Here is a 14,374-nt window from a genome sequence, read left to right as displayed (position 1 = left end):
GCTAAATTAGCACGATCGTACGTTTTCTGCACCCTTCGCGACAGAGGGGCGGCACATGCGGCGTGCGCTGATCGGACATATTTCCAACGGAGAGAGACGACATGCTGAAGCTTTGCGGTTTTGCCGCCAGCAACTACTACAACAAGGTGAAGTTGGCGTTGCTGGAGAAGAACCTGCCGTTCGAGGAAGTGCTGGCCTGGCTCGGCGAAACCGACCTGGCCGCGTCGCCGCTGGGCAAGGTGCCCTACATCATCACCGATGCCGGCCCGTTGTGCGAGTCCGAAACGATCGCCGAGTACCTGGAAGCCACTTATCTCCAGTCGCCGCTGCTGCCCAAGGACCCGTACCAGGCAGCCAAGGTGCGCGAGATCGTCACGTATCTGGAGCTGTATCTGGAGCTGACCGCCCGCGAGCTGTATGCCGAGGCGTTCTTCGGCGGCAAGGTCAGCGACCGCGTCAAGGAGCGCCAGCGCGCGCTGCTCGACAAGTACATCCCGGCGTTCGGCAAGCTGGCGAAGTTCTCGCCCTACATCGCCGGCGACACGTTCACGCTGGCCGACTGCGCCGCCGTGTGCCACCTGCCGCTGATCTCGTCGTGCACGAAGATCATTTATGGCCAGGACCTGCTGGCCGGCCTGCCGGTGAAGGACTACCTGAAGGCGATGTCCGAGCGCCCGTCGGTGCAGAAGGTCAATGCCGAGCGGAAGGCGAATACGGAACTGATGCTGAGCCGGAATCGGTAAGGAACCTGATTTCCCTCAGTGGGTTGGTTCCCCTCTCCCGCGCGCGGGAGAGGGGAGAATACCGGCGCATGACGATCAAATCCTCGCCAGCCGCTCCAGCGCCAGCTTCAGCGTTTCTTCCTTCTTGGCGAAGCAGAACCGCACCACGCCCGATTCGCGCGGCTCGGAGTAGAACGCCGACACCGGGATGGCGGCCACGCCGATCTCGCGCGTGAGCCACATCGAGAAATCCGCCTCGCTCATGTCGGAAATCGCCGAATAATCGACGCACTGGAAGTACGTGCCGTCCGAAGGCAGCAGCTTGAACCGCGAGCCGGCCAGACCGGCGCGGAAATAGTCGCGCTTGGCCTGGTAGAAGCCGGCCAGCTCCAGGTACGGCGCCGGATCGGCCATGTACTGGGCCAGCCCCACCTGCACCGGCGTGTTCACGGTGAACACGTTGAACTGGTGCACCTTGCGGAATTCGTTCATCAGCGCGGCCGGCGCGGCCACGAAGCCCACTTTCCAGCCGGTGACGTGATACGTCTTGCCGAAGCTCGACACCACGAAGCTGCGGCGGGCGAGTTCCGGGTGGCGCGCCACCGATTCGTGGCGCTGGCCGTCATAGACCATGTGTTCGTAGACTTCGTCCGACAGCAGCAGGATGTCGGTGCCGGCCAGCAGGCCGGCCAGCTTCTGCATGTCTTCGGCGCGCCAGATCGTGCCGGTGGGGTTGTGCGGCGTGTTGATCATGATCAGCCGCGTCTTCGGCGTGATGGCGGCCGCCAGCTTGTCGAACGGAATGCGGAACAGCGGCGCTTCCAGGCGCACGGGCACCGCCCTGGCGCCGGCCAGCTCGATCGACGGCAGGTAGCTGTCGTAGCACGGTTCCAGCACGATCACCTCGTCGCCCGGATGCACCACGCTCAGGATCGACGTCAGCAGGCCCTGCGTGGCGCCGGCCGTGACCGTGATCTCGGTGTTCCAGTCGTACTGGTGGCCATACAGCGTGGCGATCTTGGCGGCGATGGCCTGCCGCAGCGCGGGCACGCCAGCCATCGGCGGATACTGGTTGTGGCCCGCGCGCATGGCGTCGGCCACGGCGTCGACGATGCGCGGATCGCAGTCGAAATCCGGAAAACCCTGCCCCAGGTTCACGGCGTTCTTCTCGGCGGCCAGCGCCGACATCACGGTGAAGATGGTCGTGCCGACGTTCGGCAGGCGCGAGGGGGGCGGATTCAGGGGTGCGGGCGACGATTCGGACATGGACAGTGACGGAAAACGTGAGGAATGCGTGAAACGCGGCTGCGACATTCTAGCGGGGTTCGCCGGGTGGTACCCAGGCGGCCAGCCATCCGGCAAAGGCGGGCGGCGTGAGCACTTCCACGCCGCTCGTGCGGCGCAAGCGGCTCCTGAGCTTGAGCACGGCCTTGTCCTTCGAGACCAGCAGCGCGGCGCGCGCATGGTGGGCCAGTTCGATGAACTTCTGGTCGTCGGTGTCGCGGCATTTCGGCAGCCGGATGGCGTCCGCCTCGGCCGGGTCCGGCAGCGGTTCCAGCGTGGCCAGGCGGTCCACTTCGGCCAGCGCCGCCGGGATATCGACGGCGAAGCGCGCGAACTGGGGGTAGGCCAGCACGCGGCGCAGCTCCTCGCGGCAGTCGGCGCGGATCACCGGGGCGATGGTGCCGGCGGCCAGCGCGGCGCGGATCGGCTCCACATGGGGGTCGCGGAAGACCAGCAAGTCCACCCAGACGTTGGAATCGAGCACGACGCGGGGTGGCGGGGAGGCGGAAACGGGTGCGGCAGGGGTGGCGGCAGTCACTTCGGTGGGCATTCGCTACAATCTCAGCTTTGTTCTGTCCGCGATTTTGCCATGCTCATCGTCCTGTCTCCCGCCAAGTCCCTGGACTACGAGACGCCGCCCCGCATCAAGACCCATACGATGCCGCGCTTCATCGACCGTTCCGCCACGCTGATCGAGCGCCTGCGCAAGCTGGCGCCGCAGGATGTGGGCTCGCTGATGGATATCTCCGACAAGCTCGCGGTGCTCAACGTGACCCGCTACGCCGACTGGTCGCCCGAGTTCACCGCCGCCAACAGCAAGCAGGCCGTGCTGGCGTTCAACGGCGACGTCTACGACGGGCTCGATGCCACGTCGCTGTCCACCGAGGACCTGGCCTTCGCCCAGAAGCACATCCGCATCCTGTCCGGCCTGTACGGCGTGCTGCGCCCGATGGACTGGATGCAGCCGTACCGGCTGGAAATGGGCACCCGGCTGGATACGGCGGCCGGCAAGGACCTGTACGCGTTCTGGGGCGATGACGTCACGCAGCTCGTCAACAAGGACCTGGCCGACCTCAGGCACGAAGGCCAGCCCACGCTGGTCAACCTGGCCTCCGAAGAGTATTTCAAGGCCATTCGTCCCAAGGTGCTGGCCGCACGCGTGATCACGCCCGTGTTCGAGGACTGGAAGGCCGGGCGCTACAAGATCATTTCGTTCCACGCCAAGCGGGCGCGCGGTACGATGGCCCGCTACGCGGTGACCCATCGCATCACCGACGCGGCCAGGCTGAAGCGGTTCGCCGAAGACGGCTACGCCTTCGACAAGACGGCCTCGGACGACGCCCGCTGGGTGTTCCGCCGCCGGCTGGAAGACTGACCGAGGGACCGAAGGATAACAACCATGACCTCAGCACTGCATATTTCCACGCTGTTCGATTCGGGCGCCATCGAGGTGGAATCGCTCGCGCGGGCCGACGACATCCGCCTGCGCATCCGCGCCGATTCGCACGCCGACTTCCGCCAGTGGTTCCACTTCCGGCTGCAGGGCGCGGCGGGCCAGGCGTGCACGCTCAAGTTCCTGAACGCCGGGGAGTGCACCTATCCCGACGGCTGGCGCGACTACCGCGCGGTGGCCTCGTACGACCGCGCCCACTGGTTCCGCGTGCCGACCCGCTACGACGGCACGACGATGACCGTCGACTTCACGCCCGAGCACGACAGTGTCTGGTTTGCCTATTTCGAGCCGTATCCGGAAGAGCGCCACCTGATGCTGCTGGCCACGTGCCAGCGCTCGCCGCTGGCGAAGCTGTCGCACCTGGGCAGCACGGTCGATGGCCGCGACCTGACCTGCGTGACCGTGGGCCAGCCCGGGCCGGGCAAGAAGACGATCTGGATGATCGCGCGCCAGCATCCGGGCGAAAGCATGGCCGAATGGTTCGTCGAGGGCACGCTGCAACGGCTGACCGGCACCGGCATGTGGAGCGCAGACCCGGTTGCGCGCCGGCTGCTGGAGCGCGCGGTGTTCCACATCGTGCCGAACATGAACCCGGACGGCTCGGCGCGCGGCAACCTGCGTACCAACGCGGCGGGCGCCAACCTGAACCGGGAGTGGATGCAGCCGAGCGAGGAAACCAGCCCGGAGGTGTTCTACGTGCGCCAGGCGATCGAGCGGACCGGCGTGGACCTGTTCTTCGATATCCACGGCGACGAGGCGCTGCCGTACAACTTCGTGGCCGGCAGCGAGATGCTGCCCGGCTTTACCGAGACCCAGCGCGAGCAGCAGTCGCGCTTCATCGAGGCTTTCAAGCGCGCCACGCCGGACTTCCAGGACGTGCACGGCTACGCGGCGAGCAAGTACAACGCCGACGCGCTGAAGCTGGCGTCGAAATACATCGGCCACACCTTCGGCTGCCTGGCGCTGACGCTGGAAATGCCGTTCAAGGACAACGCCGATCTTCCCGATGCAGCCGTGGGCTGGAACGGGGCAAAAAGCGCGCTGCTGGGAACGGCGATGCTGCAGGCGATCGGGGAGTATCTGGGGTAGGGTTTTCTCCCCTCTCCCTTAGGGAGAGGGGAGTACGCCAGCGGTACCGGTTGCGGCGCCTACTGCTTCTTCTTGCTCTTCGAAGACGTCGACTTCGCCGAAGACTTCTTCGCAGAGGAAGTCGCCTTCGCGCTGCTCTTGCCCTTCTTCCTTGTCTGCGACGGGGTGGCTACGGCCGGGGCGGCGGGCGGTTCGATGATCGTGTCGCCGTTGCTGTCGAGCAGTTCGTAGGCCAGCATCATGCCGTCGTTGTAGCCGCAGCGCACCTTCACGGGCTGCCACTGGGCCTCGCCGCGCCGCTTGTGGGCGGTGGCGCTGAACGTCACCACCGAGCTGACCGGCACGGCCTGCTTGCCGGGCGAGAAGCGGCCTTCCCAACGTTCCTCCACCGCCTGGCCTGTGGCCAGCGCGCCGGTCGGAATCTTCAGCGCATCGTAATTTGCCGAACGCGGCACGACCCAGCTCGCATGGGCCGCGCAGTCAGCCACCGGTGCGGTGGCGTTTTCTGACTTCATCAGTTGCTCGCGCATCCGGGTGCGGTACTCGGCCAGGCTCACGCGGCCCTTGTCAGGCAGTGTGACCGTGGTCGTAGGCGGATTCTTGTTGACGACCGGCGGCGGCTTGACGGCCGGCGGGGTGGGAGCGGTGGCAGCCGGGGCGGCGGCGGGTGTCGGGGCGGCGGGCGCGGCCTCTTCGGTCGGCGCGGTAGCGCAGCCGGCCAGGGCGATGGCGCCGGCCACTGCGGCAGTCAGCATGCGAAGCTGGCTGCCGAACAGTTCGGAAATTCGTCGGATCACGGGATCGTCGTTGCTCAGGCAAGCAAGGAGGGTTGGTGAAGGTTTGCCATGATAGAGGAAAGCCTACCGGCAGAGTTCCCAAATGTTGTTACCCTTCGTTCTAATTGCTTACATCTGGTAGCGATCGGCGACGATTTTCACGCGGTCATTATCGAAATCGCGGTTCTTGCACAACTAGGCGATCCCCGAGACACCCATGGCGCGTGTCCGGGGACGGCGGACGCCGTTGCAGCGTCCGCCAGACCGCGTCAGAACGTACGCGCGAAGCGTAGTAGTTCGTCCATCAGCGCGTTGAGATTGCGCTGGAGCCCGTCGAAGCCGGCCGAGCGGGTCAGGCCCACTTCGTCCATGTAGAGCTTGCGGTTGATTTCAAGCTGCAGGCTGTGCCGGTTGGCCTGCGGCTGACCCACCACGCGCACGATTTCCACGCCCTTGTACGGGTGGTTGCGCCACACGTCGTAGCCCATTTCCTTGAGCAGCCCCTCCACGCGGTCGGTGAAGCGCGGGTCGCAGGTGGTGCCGTCGCGGTCGCCCACCACGAAATCCGGATGCTGCAGGCCCGGATGCTCGGTGGCGAACCTGGCGGCCTCGCTCGGCATCGAGTGGCAGTTGATGTGGAAGGCCACGCCATGGCGCGCCACGGCCTGGTCAGACAGCCGCTGCAACTGGGCGTAGTAGGGCACGTAGTATGTGTCGATACGCGCCTGCAGCTCGGCCACGGTCAGCTTGCGGTCGTAGATGGCCTCGCCCGTGTCCAGCACCCGCCAGGCCAGCCCCTTGCCGAGGCGGGTCTTGGAGGTTTCCTGCTTCGGGCCGGGCCAGGGCGCGTCGAGCAGGCTCTCGTCGATTTCCGCGAGGCCGCGGTTGGCGTCGAGGTAGCTGCGCGGGCAGCCCGCTTCGAGCAGCGGAATGCCGCGCGCGGGGGCATCGGCGTAGAGCGCGTCCACGAACGTGTCTTCCGCCTGCCGCAGCAGCGGCAGGGGCAGCCCGGCGGCGTAGCGGAAATCCGCCGGGTACGTGGTGCAGCTATGCGGTGAATCCAGAAAGAGCGGTCCGCTCTCGCCTTCCGGCATGCGCAGGAAGTACGGGCTTTCCGCGGTCTTTCGTTCTGCTTCGGTCATACGTGCTGCCTGTGGTGGATCGGATTAGTCCAGCGAGATCTTGGCGGCGGCCGCCACCTTCTTGTTCTTGGCCACTTCGGTGGCGATCTGCTGCGCAAAGTGCTGCGGCGTGTCGCCCACCGGGGTGGCGCCCAGCTTTTCGAGCTTGGCCTTGACTTCCGGCATGGCCAGTACCTTGATGGCGGCGGCGTTCAGCTTCGCCTGGATATCGGCGGGCAGCTTGGCCGGGGCGATCAGGCCGAACCACGCGGCGTCGTTCACTTCGGGCAGGCCCAGTTCGGCGAAGGTCGGCACGTTCGGCAGGGCCGCCACGCGCTTGGGCGCCGCCACGGCCAGCGCGCGCAGCTTGCCGCCTTCGATGAACGGCAGCGACGAGGGCAGGTTGTCGAACAGGATCTGCACCTGGCCGGCCAGTGCGTCGTTCAGCGCCGGGCCCACGCCCTTGTACGGCACGTGCAGCAGTTCGGTCTTGCTGCTCATCTTGAACAGCTCGCCCATCATGTGCGACACGCTGCCGTTGCCGGCCGAGCCGTAGGCCAGCTTGTTCGGCTCGGACTTGGCCAGCGCGATGAACGACTTCATGTCCGTGGCCTTGACCGCCGGGTTGATGCTCATCACGTTCGGCACCGAGGCCAGGTTCGTGATGGTCGTGAAATCCTTGGTGGCGTCGTATTGCAGGCGCGGGTAGACGGCCGGGTTGATGCCGTGCGTCGACGCGGTGGCAATGCCCAGCGTGTAGCCGTCCGGGGCCGCCTTGGCCAGGAAGCCGGTGCCGATGCTGCCGCCGGCGCCGCCGCGGTTGTCCACCACCACGGCCTGGCCCAGTTGCTGGCCCAGCTTGTCGGCCACGATGCGCGCCACGATATCGGTGGTGCCGCCGGCCGGGAACGGCACGACGAGCGTGATCGGCTTGCTCGGATAGGTGCCCTGCGCGAAGGCGGGCAGGGTCATGCCGGCGGCGGCGAAGGCGGTGGCGGCGGCAAGGACTTTCAGCAGGGGACGGCGTTGCATCGAAGGGATTCCGTTGAAAGAGAGAAGACAATCGGCCTCTGAGGGGCCTGAGGGGCCTCGGCGAAATCGCAGGAAATCTGTGTTCCCCGTCGCCGGTCGATTCTGCGCGCCAACACCTGACCCTTGCAAACGAAATAAAATCCCTCGATCATTCCATTTGGTATCGAAGTAAATGGATGTGAGGTGGCTCATGCGGCGCTTATGCCCGTCGATGACCGAATTGGTGGCTTTCGAGGCCGCCGCGCGGCACAGCAGTTTCACGGTGGCGGCGCGCGAATTGCACGTGACGCAGGGCGCGGTCAGCAAACAGGTTCGAAGCCTGGAAGCGTTTCTGGGCGTCGAACTGTTCGAACGGGTGCGCCAGCGGCTGCTGCTGACGCAGGCCGGGGCGCGCTATCTGGAGCGGATCGGGCCAAGCCTCGACACGATCGAATCAGCCAGCGTGGAACTGATCGCGCGGCAGGGCCGTGGGGGCATTCTTCACATCGCCAGCATGCCGACGCTCGGCGCCAAATGGCTGATTCCGCGCCTGCCGCAGTTCTTCGCCCGCTATCCCGAAGTCACGCTGGAATTCGTGCCGCACGCGCAGGGCTACGATTTTTCGCAGCCCGATCTGGACGCGGCGATCCGCTTCGGCGACGGCGTCTGGCCCGGCACCCAGGCCGACTACATGACGGGAAGGGAAGTGCTGCCGGTCTGCCGCCCCGGACTGCTGGTGCACGAACCCGACGGCATCGCAAAAACGCCAGGATCGCTGCTGCGCTATCCGCTGCTGCACCACACGACGGTGCCCGAAGCGTGGCCGGACTGGCTTGCGGCGCTCGGCATTTCCACGCGCGAGGCCTGGGCTGGCGCGCGCTTCGACCAGTTCACGCTGCTGACGCAGGCGGCGGTGTCGGGGCTCGGCATCGCGCTGATCCCGCGCTGCCTGATCGAGGAGGAATTGGCCACCGGCACGCTGATCGTCGCGCATCCGGCGCGGGTGCTGGCCAGAAAGGGCTATTACCTGTGCTACCCGGAGCAGAAGGCCCATCTGCCGGCGCTGCAGACGTTCCGGCAGTGGGTCATGGAAGGGGTCGATGTCGTGGTCTGAAGCACACCCCACGCGCATCGTAGAAACCTTATTTCGACAGCACCTTCATCGCTTCTTCCAGCCCCGCCAGCGTCACCGGATACATCCGGTTCTTCATGATCTGGTTGATCACCGTGATCGACTGCCGGTACTGCCAGAGCCCCTCCGGCTCGGGATTGAGCCAGACGAAGCGCGGAAACTGCTCGATCATCCGGTTGAGCCAGACCGCGCCCGCTTCCGGGTTGTTGTATTCCACCGAGCCGCCCGGCTGCAGGATCTCGTACGGGCTCATCGTCGCGTCGCCGACGAAGATCACCTTGTAGTCCGGCGTGTACTTGTGCATCAAGTCCCACGTGGCGATCTTCTCGGCGTGGCGGCGGCGGTTGTTCTTCCAGACGTAGTCGTACAGGCAGTTGTGGAAGTAGTAGTACTCCAGGTGCTTGAACTCGGTCTTGGTGGCCGAGAACAGTTCCTCCACGCGCTTGATGTGGTCGTCCATCGAGCCGCCCACGTCCATCAGCATCAGCACCTTGACCTTGTTGTGGCGCTCGGGCCGCAGCTTGATGTCGAGCATGCCGGCGTTGGCCGCCGTGGAGTGGATCGTGTCGTCGAGGTCGAGTTCGGTGTCGGCACCCTCGCGCGCGAACCGGCGCAGGCGGCGCAGCGCCACCTTGATGTTGCGCGTGCCCAGTTCCACCTGGTCGTCATAGTCCTTGTAGGCGCGCGCCTCCCAGACCTTGATCGCGGTGCGGTTGCCCTTCGACGGCCCGCCGATGCGGATGCCCTCGGGGTTGTACCCGCCGTGGCCAAACGGCGATGTCCCGCCGGTGCCGATCCACTTGCTGCCGCCCTCGTGCTTCTCCTTCTGCTCTTCCAGCAGTTGCTTCAGGCGCTCCATGAGCTTGTCCAGGCCGCCCATGGCCTCGATCTTCGCCTTGTCCTCGGCGGACAGCTCGCGCTCCAGCGTCTTCTGGAGCCAGTCCAGCGGGATGTCGCTTTTCCAGTCCACCAGGCTCTCCACGCCCTTGAAGTAGGCCGCGAAGGTCTGGTCGAACTTGTCGAAGTGCTTTTCGTCCTTGACCAGCGTCATGCGCGACAGGTAATAGAACTCGTCGATCGATGGCGCGATCACCTGGGCGCGCAGCGCTTCGAGCATCGTCAGGTATTCCTTGACCGATACCGGCAGCTTGGCGTGGCGCAGCGAGAAGAAGAAGTCGATCAGCATGGGTGTCTCCGGCCCGGCGGGCGATCAGCGCGGACGCTCGAGCTGGTATTGCAGGTGGGCGCGCACCGTGGGCCATTCGCTGGCGATGATGGAAAAGACCACCGTGTCCCGCAATGATCCGTCGGGCATGCGCAGGTGGCTGCGCAGCACGCCGTCCTGCTTGGCGCCAAGCCGGGCGATGGCCGTGCGGCTCTGGTGGTTCATCCAGTGCGTGCGGAATTCCACGGCGATGCAGTCGAGCGATTCGAATGCGTGGCGCAGCAGCATCAGCTTGCACTCGGTGTTCAGCGCCGTGCGTTGCACGCGCTTTGCGTACCAGGTGGAGCCGATTTCCACGCGACGGTTCTTGCCGTCGATATTCATGTAGGTGGTCATGCCGGCCACGCGGCCCCCGGCGTCGAGCACCGTGAACGGCTGCATCGAATCCTGGTCCTGCAGCCCCAGGCGGCGCTCGATCTCGGCCTCGACCCCCTCGGGCGTTGGCACCGATGTGTACCAGAGCCGATGCAGTTCGCCATCGGCGGCGGCTTCGCGCAGCCCGGCGGCGTGGTCCCGCGACAGCGGGGCCAGCGTGGCGTGTTGCCCGGTCAGCGTGACGGGCTGGACAAACTTCGTCATCGTAATTCGCTTAAATCTTCGCTTGAAGTGTGGCGGTCGTTCAGCGGTTGGCGCGGTTCATGAACACCAGGCGCTCGAACAGGTGCACGTCCTGCTCGTTCTTGAGCAGCGCGCCGTGCAGCGGCGGGATGGCGGCCTTGCGGTCGGGGCTGCGCAGCGCCTCGGCCGGAATGTCCTCGGCCATCAGCAGCTTGAGCCAGTCGATCAGTTCGGACGTGCTCGGCTTCTTCTTCAGGCCCGGCAGGTTGCGCATCTCGTAGAACGATTCCATCGCGGCAGCCACCAGTTCGCGCTTGATGCCGGGGTAGTGCACGTCGACGATGCGCTGCATCGTCTCGGCGTCCGGGAACTTGATGTAGTGGAAGAAGCAGCGGCGCAGGAACGCGTCCGGCAGTTCCTTCTCGTTGTTCGACGTGATGATGACCAGCGGGCGGTGGCGCGCCTTGACCAGTTCGCGCGTCTCGTAGACGTAGAACTCCATGCGGTCCAGTTCGCGCAGCAGGTCGTTCGGGAATTCGATGTCGGCCTTGTCGATCTCGTCGATCAGCAGCACCACGGGCTCGTCGGCCTCGAACGCCTGCCACAGCACGCCCTTGACGATGTAGTTGCGGATGTCGTGCACGCGGTCGTCGCCCAGCTGCGAGTCGCGCAGGCGCGACACGGCGTCGTACTCGTACAGGCCCTGCTGCGCCTTGGTGGTTGACTTGATATGCCACTGCAGCAGCGGCATGCCCAGCGCGGCGGCCACTTCCTCGGCCAGCATGGTCTTGCCGGTGCCGGGCTCGCCCTTGATCAGCAGCGGACGCTGCAGCGTGCGCGCGGCGTTGACGGCCAGCTTCAGGTCGTCGGTGGCAACGTACTGGGCACTACCTTCGAACTTGACCTGCTGGGACGGATTGGCGTTGGCGTTGGTGGACATTGAGCAACCTGGTGTAGCGCGCCGGCCTGCCTGGCAGGCCGGTCGGCGGACAATTGGGAACGGCACTTCTGAAACGGCAACCGGCCCGGCCGACAAACCGCGCGGACAATCGGAAATCCGGCCGGAATGGGCCAGTATAAGAGCAGATCGGCGTTCGTGTTCAGTGGGGCACACCCGAAGGCGCACGGCGTGGACCAGCGCGTGCACGCTGCGGTACAATGCGCCGGTTTGACGCGCCCCCAAAGTCAATACCCTCCTCAAGCCCGGCAGTTCCGCCACCCGAGACATGGCGGAGCATCGGGAGGCGGCAACAGCGCGAGATGGTTGCAAGAATGGTGTCTGAGCACCGCGGCACATCAGCATCACGCCCGGCTGCGCCCTGTCTGGCCGACGACCTCGGCCGATTTCCGGCGAACCGCTTCACGTCCCCATCCCGCATTCCGTCTGGCGTCCCGGCAAGGGGCAGGTCACACGCGGTTTAACACTTCCCTATCTGCTACGACAATGAAAAAGCTCCTCACGATGGTGGTGTTGGGCGCGGCCGCAACGGCTGCGCATGCCCAGGACAAGGGCAGTGTCGACACCGCCCGCGACAAGGTGGCCATGTGTATCGGCTGCCATGGCATTCCCGGCTACCGAGCATCGTTCCCGGAGACCTACCAGGTGCCGCTGCTCGGCGGCCAGAGCGCCAAATACATCGAGAACGCGCTCAAGGGCTACCAGAAGGGCGACCGCAAGCACCCCACCATGCATGCGATTGCCGCGAGCCTGACGGACAAGGACATCACCGCGCTGGCTGCCTACTACTCGCAGCAGAAGTCCGATACCAAGAACAACACGCTCAAGTAGGAACCCGCCATCATGAAGACGCTGAAAGCAGTTTCGTACGCGCTGGGCGCGGCCGTACTCGGGTTTGCCGCGCTGCCGGCCCAGGCCGCCGATATCGCCGCCGGCAAGGCGCTGGTCGACAAGGGCGGCTGCGTGGCCTGCCACGGCAAGGACATGAACGCCCCGATCTCGCCGGACTACCCCAAGCTGGCCGGCCAGCATCCGGACTACCTCTACCACGCCATGTCGGCCTACCAGACCAGCGGCAACCCGATCGTGGGCCGCACCAACGCCATCATGGCCGGCCAGATGAACAGCAACCCCGCCGTGACGGACAAGAGCGGCAAACCGCGCCCGTTCACCAAGGCGGAGTTGCAGAACATGGCCGCCTATATCGGCTCGCTGAAGGGCGATCTGGTGGTGAAGAAGTAGGTCAGCGGTCTGAGTTGCTGACCGGAAGCGCCGTCCCCAGTGGACGGCCTTTTTTCGCCTGGAGCTTGATTACCTGTTATACGCGTAATTTGCATTTACCTGATTTACAGCTATTATGTGGTTACCTGCATAAGAGGTAAAAAGGCATGCATCAGGTGATAACAACAGCAGGGCAGATTGGCCAGATTCTTCGATCGGCCCGCCGCGCGCGCAAACTCAGTCAGTCAGATGCTGCCGCGCGGCTCGGATTCAGCCAGAGCCGCCTGTCCGCGCTAGAACTTGACCCGAAGGTGATCTCTGCAGAACAATTACTGGCTCTGTTGAGTCTCTACGGACTCGAACTCGTGATTCATCCGAAGTCGCCCCCGCCTGAAGCATCGACAACGGAGTGGTAAAGATGGGCAGACCGTCGAAAGGCCGGGCGATTTCTGTCTGGACCAACGGACAGCGCGTGGGAACGTGGCGCATCCCGGCGCGCTCCGGGATGGAATTTTCCTACGATGCAGCGTGGATGGCGTCGGCCGCCGGTCGACCGCTGTCCCTTTCGCTGCCGTTTGGTATCGACACCGGCCCGCTGCGGGGCGAGGCCGTCCTCAACTATTTCGACAATCTCCTGCCGGACAGCGATGTCATCCGCCGCCGGCTGGCCGCCCGGCACCGGACCAGTTCGACCGATGCGTTCGATCTGCTCGCGGCCATCGGGCGGGACTGTACTGGCGCCGTGCAAATGCTCGGCGAGGATGAGGAGCCGGAGAACATAGAGCGCATCGAAGGTACGCCGTTGTCCGACGAAGACATCGAGACGTTGCTCTCGCGCACGGTGACCGCGCCGGGGCCCCTCGGGATCGATGAAATCGTAGATTTCCGAGTTTCTATCGCCGGAATGCAGGAAAAGACGGCGCTGCTGGTTCACGGCGGGCAGTGGATGCTGCCGCGGGGCGCCACGCCCACCACTCACATCTTGAAGATGCCGATCGGACTGGTCGGCAACCGACGCGCGGACCTCACGACTTCGGTAGAGAACGAATGGCTCTGCATGCAGATGGTGCAGGCGCTGGGCCTGCCGGCGGCCGACTGCGAAATGCTGACGTTCGGCACGCAGCGCGTGCTATCCGTGAAACGCTTCGACCGGCAGATGCATTCGAGCGGCACCTGGATCATGCGTCTGCCACAGGAGGATTTTTGCCAGGCGCTGGGCTTGCCTTCGCATCTGAAATATGAGGCGGACGGCGGTCCCGGCATGACGGATCTGGCGGGTGTGCTGCGGCAGTCGGTCAACGCCGGGCGCGATCTCGACACGTTGCTCGCCGCGCAGATCGTGTTCTGGATGCTCGCTGCCACGGACGGGCATGCCAAGAACTTCAGCATCCATCTTCTGCCCGGCGGCCGTTTCCGGCTTGCGCCGCTGTACGACATCATGTCGGTCTGGCCGATCGTGGGCAACGGACCGAATCAAGTGCCGCATCAGCGGGTCAAGCTGGCCATGGCCGTGTCAGGCAAGAATCGCCACTTCCTGCTCCGCGATATTCGTCGCCGCCATTTCAACGCTATGGCGCGGCGCTGCTACGTCGGCACGTCCGCCGAGCCAGTCCTGACCGGTCTTCTGGAACGCTTGCCTGGTGCCATCGCCGAGGTGGCGGGGCGGGTGCCGCAAGGGTTTCCTGCCCGCGTCGCGGACCCCATCTTCGAACAGCTTGAAGCCTCCGCAGACCGTCTCGCCGCCATGGAACTGGCCTAGCGCACGGTGTTGCCGCCATAAAAAAACGCCGGCCCATGGCCGGCGTCGTCACATCTGGAGTCGAT

16 protein-coding genes are annotated in these 14,374 nt (G+C 65.2%); 8 read left to right on the top strand and 8 right to left on the bottom strand.

Translation table 11 applies throughout. From position 1 onward, the window contains the following. Nucleotides 1-101 precede the first annotated feature (101 nt). The gene (locus tag EV147_RS08300; RefSeq protein WP_130390614.1) at nucleotides 102-743 is read left to right on the top strand and encodes a glutathione S-transferase; all 642 of its coding nucleotides are present in this window, start codon (nucleotides 102-104) and stop codon (nucleotides 741-743) included. Between the two features lie 75 nt (nucleotides 744-818). Here the strand turns inward: EV147_RS08300 and EV147_RS08295 are convergent, their stop codons facing one another. Continuing rightward, nucleotides 819-1,988 carry a pyridoxal phosphate-dependent aminotransferase gene (locus EV147_RS08295; RefSeq protein ID WP_130390613.1) on the bottom strand — a complete coding sequence of 390 codons (1,170 nt, stop codon included), beginning with the start codon at nucleotides 1,986-1,988 and terminating at the stop codon, nucleotides 819-821. A 49-nt stretch (nucleotides 1,989-2,037) separates the two neighbouring features. Beyond that, nucleotides 2,038-2,556, bottom strand: a complete 519-nt coding sequence (locus EV147_RS08290; protein ID WP_130390612.1) for a putative toxin-antitoxin system toxin component, PIN family — start codon at nucleotides 2,554-2,556, stop codon at nucleotides 2,038-2,040. A gap of 39 nt (nucleotides 2,557-2,595) precedes the next feature. Between EV147_RS08290 and yaaA the strand changes: the two genes are divergently transcribed. After that, the gene (gene yaaA / locus EV147_RS08285; RefSeq protein ID WP_130390611.1) at nucleotides 2,596-3,381 is read left to right on the top strand and encodes a peroxide stress protein YaaA; all 786 of its coding nucleotides are present in this window, start codon (nucleotides 2,596-2,598) and stop codon (nucleotides 3,379-3,381) included. Between the two features lie 24 nt (nucleotides 3,382-3,405). Beyond that, on the top strand, nucleotides 3,406-4,548 hold the full coding sequence (locus EV147_RS08280; protein WP_130390610.1) for a M14 family metallopeptidase: 1,143 nt from the start codon (nucleotides 3,406-3,408) through the stop codon (nucleotides 4,546-4,548). Between the two features lie 59 nt (nucleotides 4,549-4,607). Here EV147_RS08280 and EV147_RS08275 read toward each other — a convergent pair whose 3' ends face one another. The 3 genes from EV147_RS08275 to EV147_RS08265 all read right to left on the bottom strand — a co-directional run bounded on the left by EV147_RS08275 (nucleotide 4,608) and on the right by EV147_RS08265 (nucleotide 7,477). Continuing rightward, nucleotides 4,608-5,345 carry a BspC domain-containing protein gene (locus EV147_RS08275; RefSeq protein WP_368013922.1) on the bottom strand — a complete coding sequence of 246 codons (738 nt, stop codon included), beginning with the start codon at nucleotides 5,343-5,345 and terminating at the stop codon, nucleotides 4,608-4,610. Nucleotides 5,346-5,593: 248 nt separating this feature from the next. Continuing rightward, nucleotides 5,594-6,466, bottom strand: coding sequence for an N-formylglutamate amidohydrolase (locus EV147_RS08270; RefSeq protein WP_130390609.1), 873 nt, complete (start codon nucleotides 6,464-6,466; stop codon nucleotides 5,594-5,596). A gap of 24 nt (nucleotides 6,467-6,490) precedes the next feature. Then, nucleotides 6,491-7,477 (bottom strand): tripartite tricarboxylate transporter substrate binding protein BugE, encoded by a 987-nt coding sequence (locus EV147_RS08265; protein ID WP_130390608.1) that lies wholly within the window; start codon nucleotides 7,475-7,477, stop codon nucleotides 6,491-6,493. A gap of 190 nt (nucleotides 7,478-7,667) precedes the next feature. On the opposite strand from EV147_RS08265, the gene EV147_RS08260 reads away from it, so the two are divergent. Continuing rightward, the gene (locus EV147_RS08260) at nucleotides 7,668-8,570 is read left to right on the top strand and encodes a LysR substrate-binding domain-containing protein (protein WP_130390607.1); all 903 of its coding nucleotides are present in this window, start codon (nucleotides 7,668-7,670) and stop codon (nucleotides 8,568-8,570) included. A 28-nt stretch (nucleotides 8,571-8,598) separates the two neighbouring features. Here the strand turns inward: EV147_RS08260 and EV147_RS08255 are convergent, their stop codons facing one another. Genes EV147_RS08255 through EV147_RS08245 form a run of 3 tightly spaced genes read right to left on the bottom strand, consistent with a single transcriptional unit; the run spans nucleotide 8,599 to nucleotide 11,311 of the window. Further along, nucleotides 8,599-9,774 (bottom strand): vWA domain-containing protein, encoded by a 1,176-nt coding sequence (locus EV147_RS08255; protein WP_130390606.1) that lies wholly within the window; start codon nucleotides 9,772-9,774, stop codon nucleotides 8,599-8,601. A 24-nt stretch (nucleotides 9,775-9,798) separates the two neighbouring features. Next, complete coding sequence (locus EV147_RS08250) at nucleotides 9,799-10,392, bottom strand: GNAT family N-acetyltransferase (RefSeq protein ID WP_130390605.1); 594 nt, start codon at nucleotides 10,390-10,392, stop codon at nucleotides 9,799-9,801. A gap of 40 nt (nucleotides 10,393-10,432) precedes the next feature. Then, entirely contained in the window at nucleotides 10,433-11,311 is an 879-nt protein-coding gene (locus EV147_RS08245) for an AAA family ATPase (RefSeq protein WP_130390604.1), read from the bottom strand. A 504-nt stretch (nucleotides 11,312-11,815) separates the two neighbouring features. Here EV147_RS08245 and EV147_RS08240 point away from each other — a divergent pair. The 4 genes from EV147_RS08240 to EV147_RS08225 all read left to right on the top strand — a co-directional run bounded on the left by EV147_RS08240 (nucleotide 11,816) and on the right by EV147_RS08225 (nucleotide 14,309). Continuing rightward, nucleotides 11,816-12,160: a c-type cytochrome gene (locus tag EV147_RS08240; RefSeq protein WP_130390603.1), complete on the top strand. Its 345-nt coding sequence runs from the start codon at nucleotides 11,816-11,818 to the stop codon at nucleotides 12,158-12,160. Nucleotides 12,161-12,172: 12 nt separating this feature from the next. After that, nucleotides 12,173-12,571 (top strand): c-type cytochrome, encoded by a 399-nt coding sequence (locus EV147_RS08235; RefSeq protein ID WP_130390602.1) that lies wholly within the window; start codon nucleotides 12,173-12,175, stop codon nucleotides 12,569-12,571. Nucleotides 12,572-12,717: 146 nt separating this feature from the next. Then, nucleotides 12,718-12,966: a helix-turn-helix domain-containing protein gene (locus EV147_RS08230; RefSeq protein ID WP_130390601.1), complete on the top strand. Its 249-nt coding sequence runs from the start codon at nucleotides 12,718-12,720 to the stop codon at nucleotides 12,964-12,966. A gap of 2 nt (nucleotides 12,967-12,968) precedes the next feature. Further along, nucleotides 12,969-14,309 (top strand): type II toxin-antitoxin system HipA family toxin, encoded by a 1,341-nt coding sequence (locus EV147_RS08225; RefSeq protein WP_130390600.1) that lies wholly within the window; start codon nucleotides 12,969-12,971, stop codon nucleotides 14,307-14,309. Nucleotides 14,310-14,374: the final 65 nt, after the last annotated feature.

Origin of the sequence: Cupriavidus agavae, from assembly GCF_004217045.1 — a bacterium.
GTDB classification, from domain to species: Bacteria; Pseudomonadota; Gammaproteobacteria; order Burkholderiales; family Burkholderiaceae; genus Cupriavidus; species Cupriavidus agavae.
This window is presented reverse-complemented; position numbering and strand designations above follow the sequence as displayed.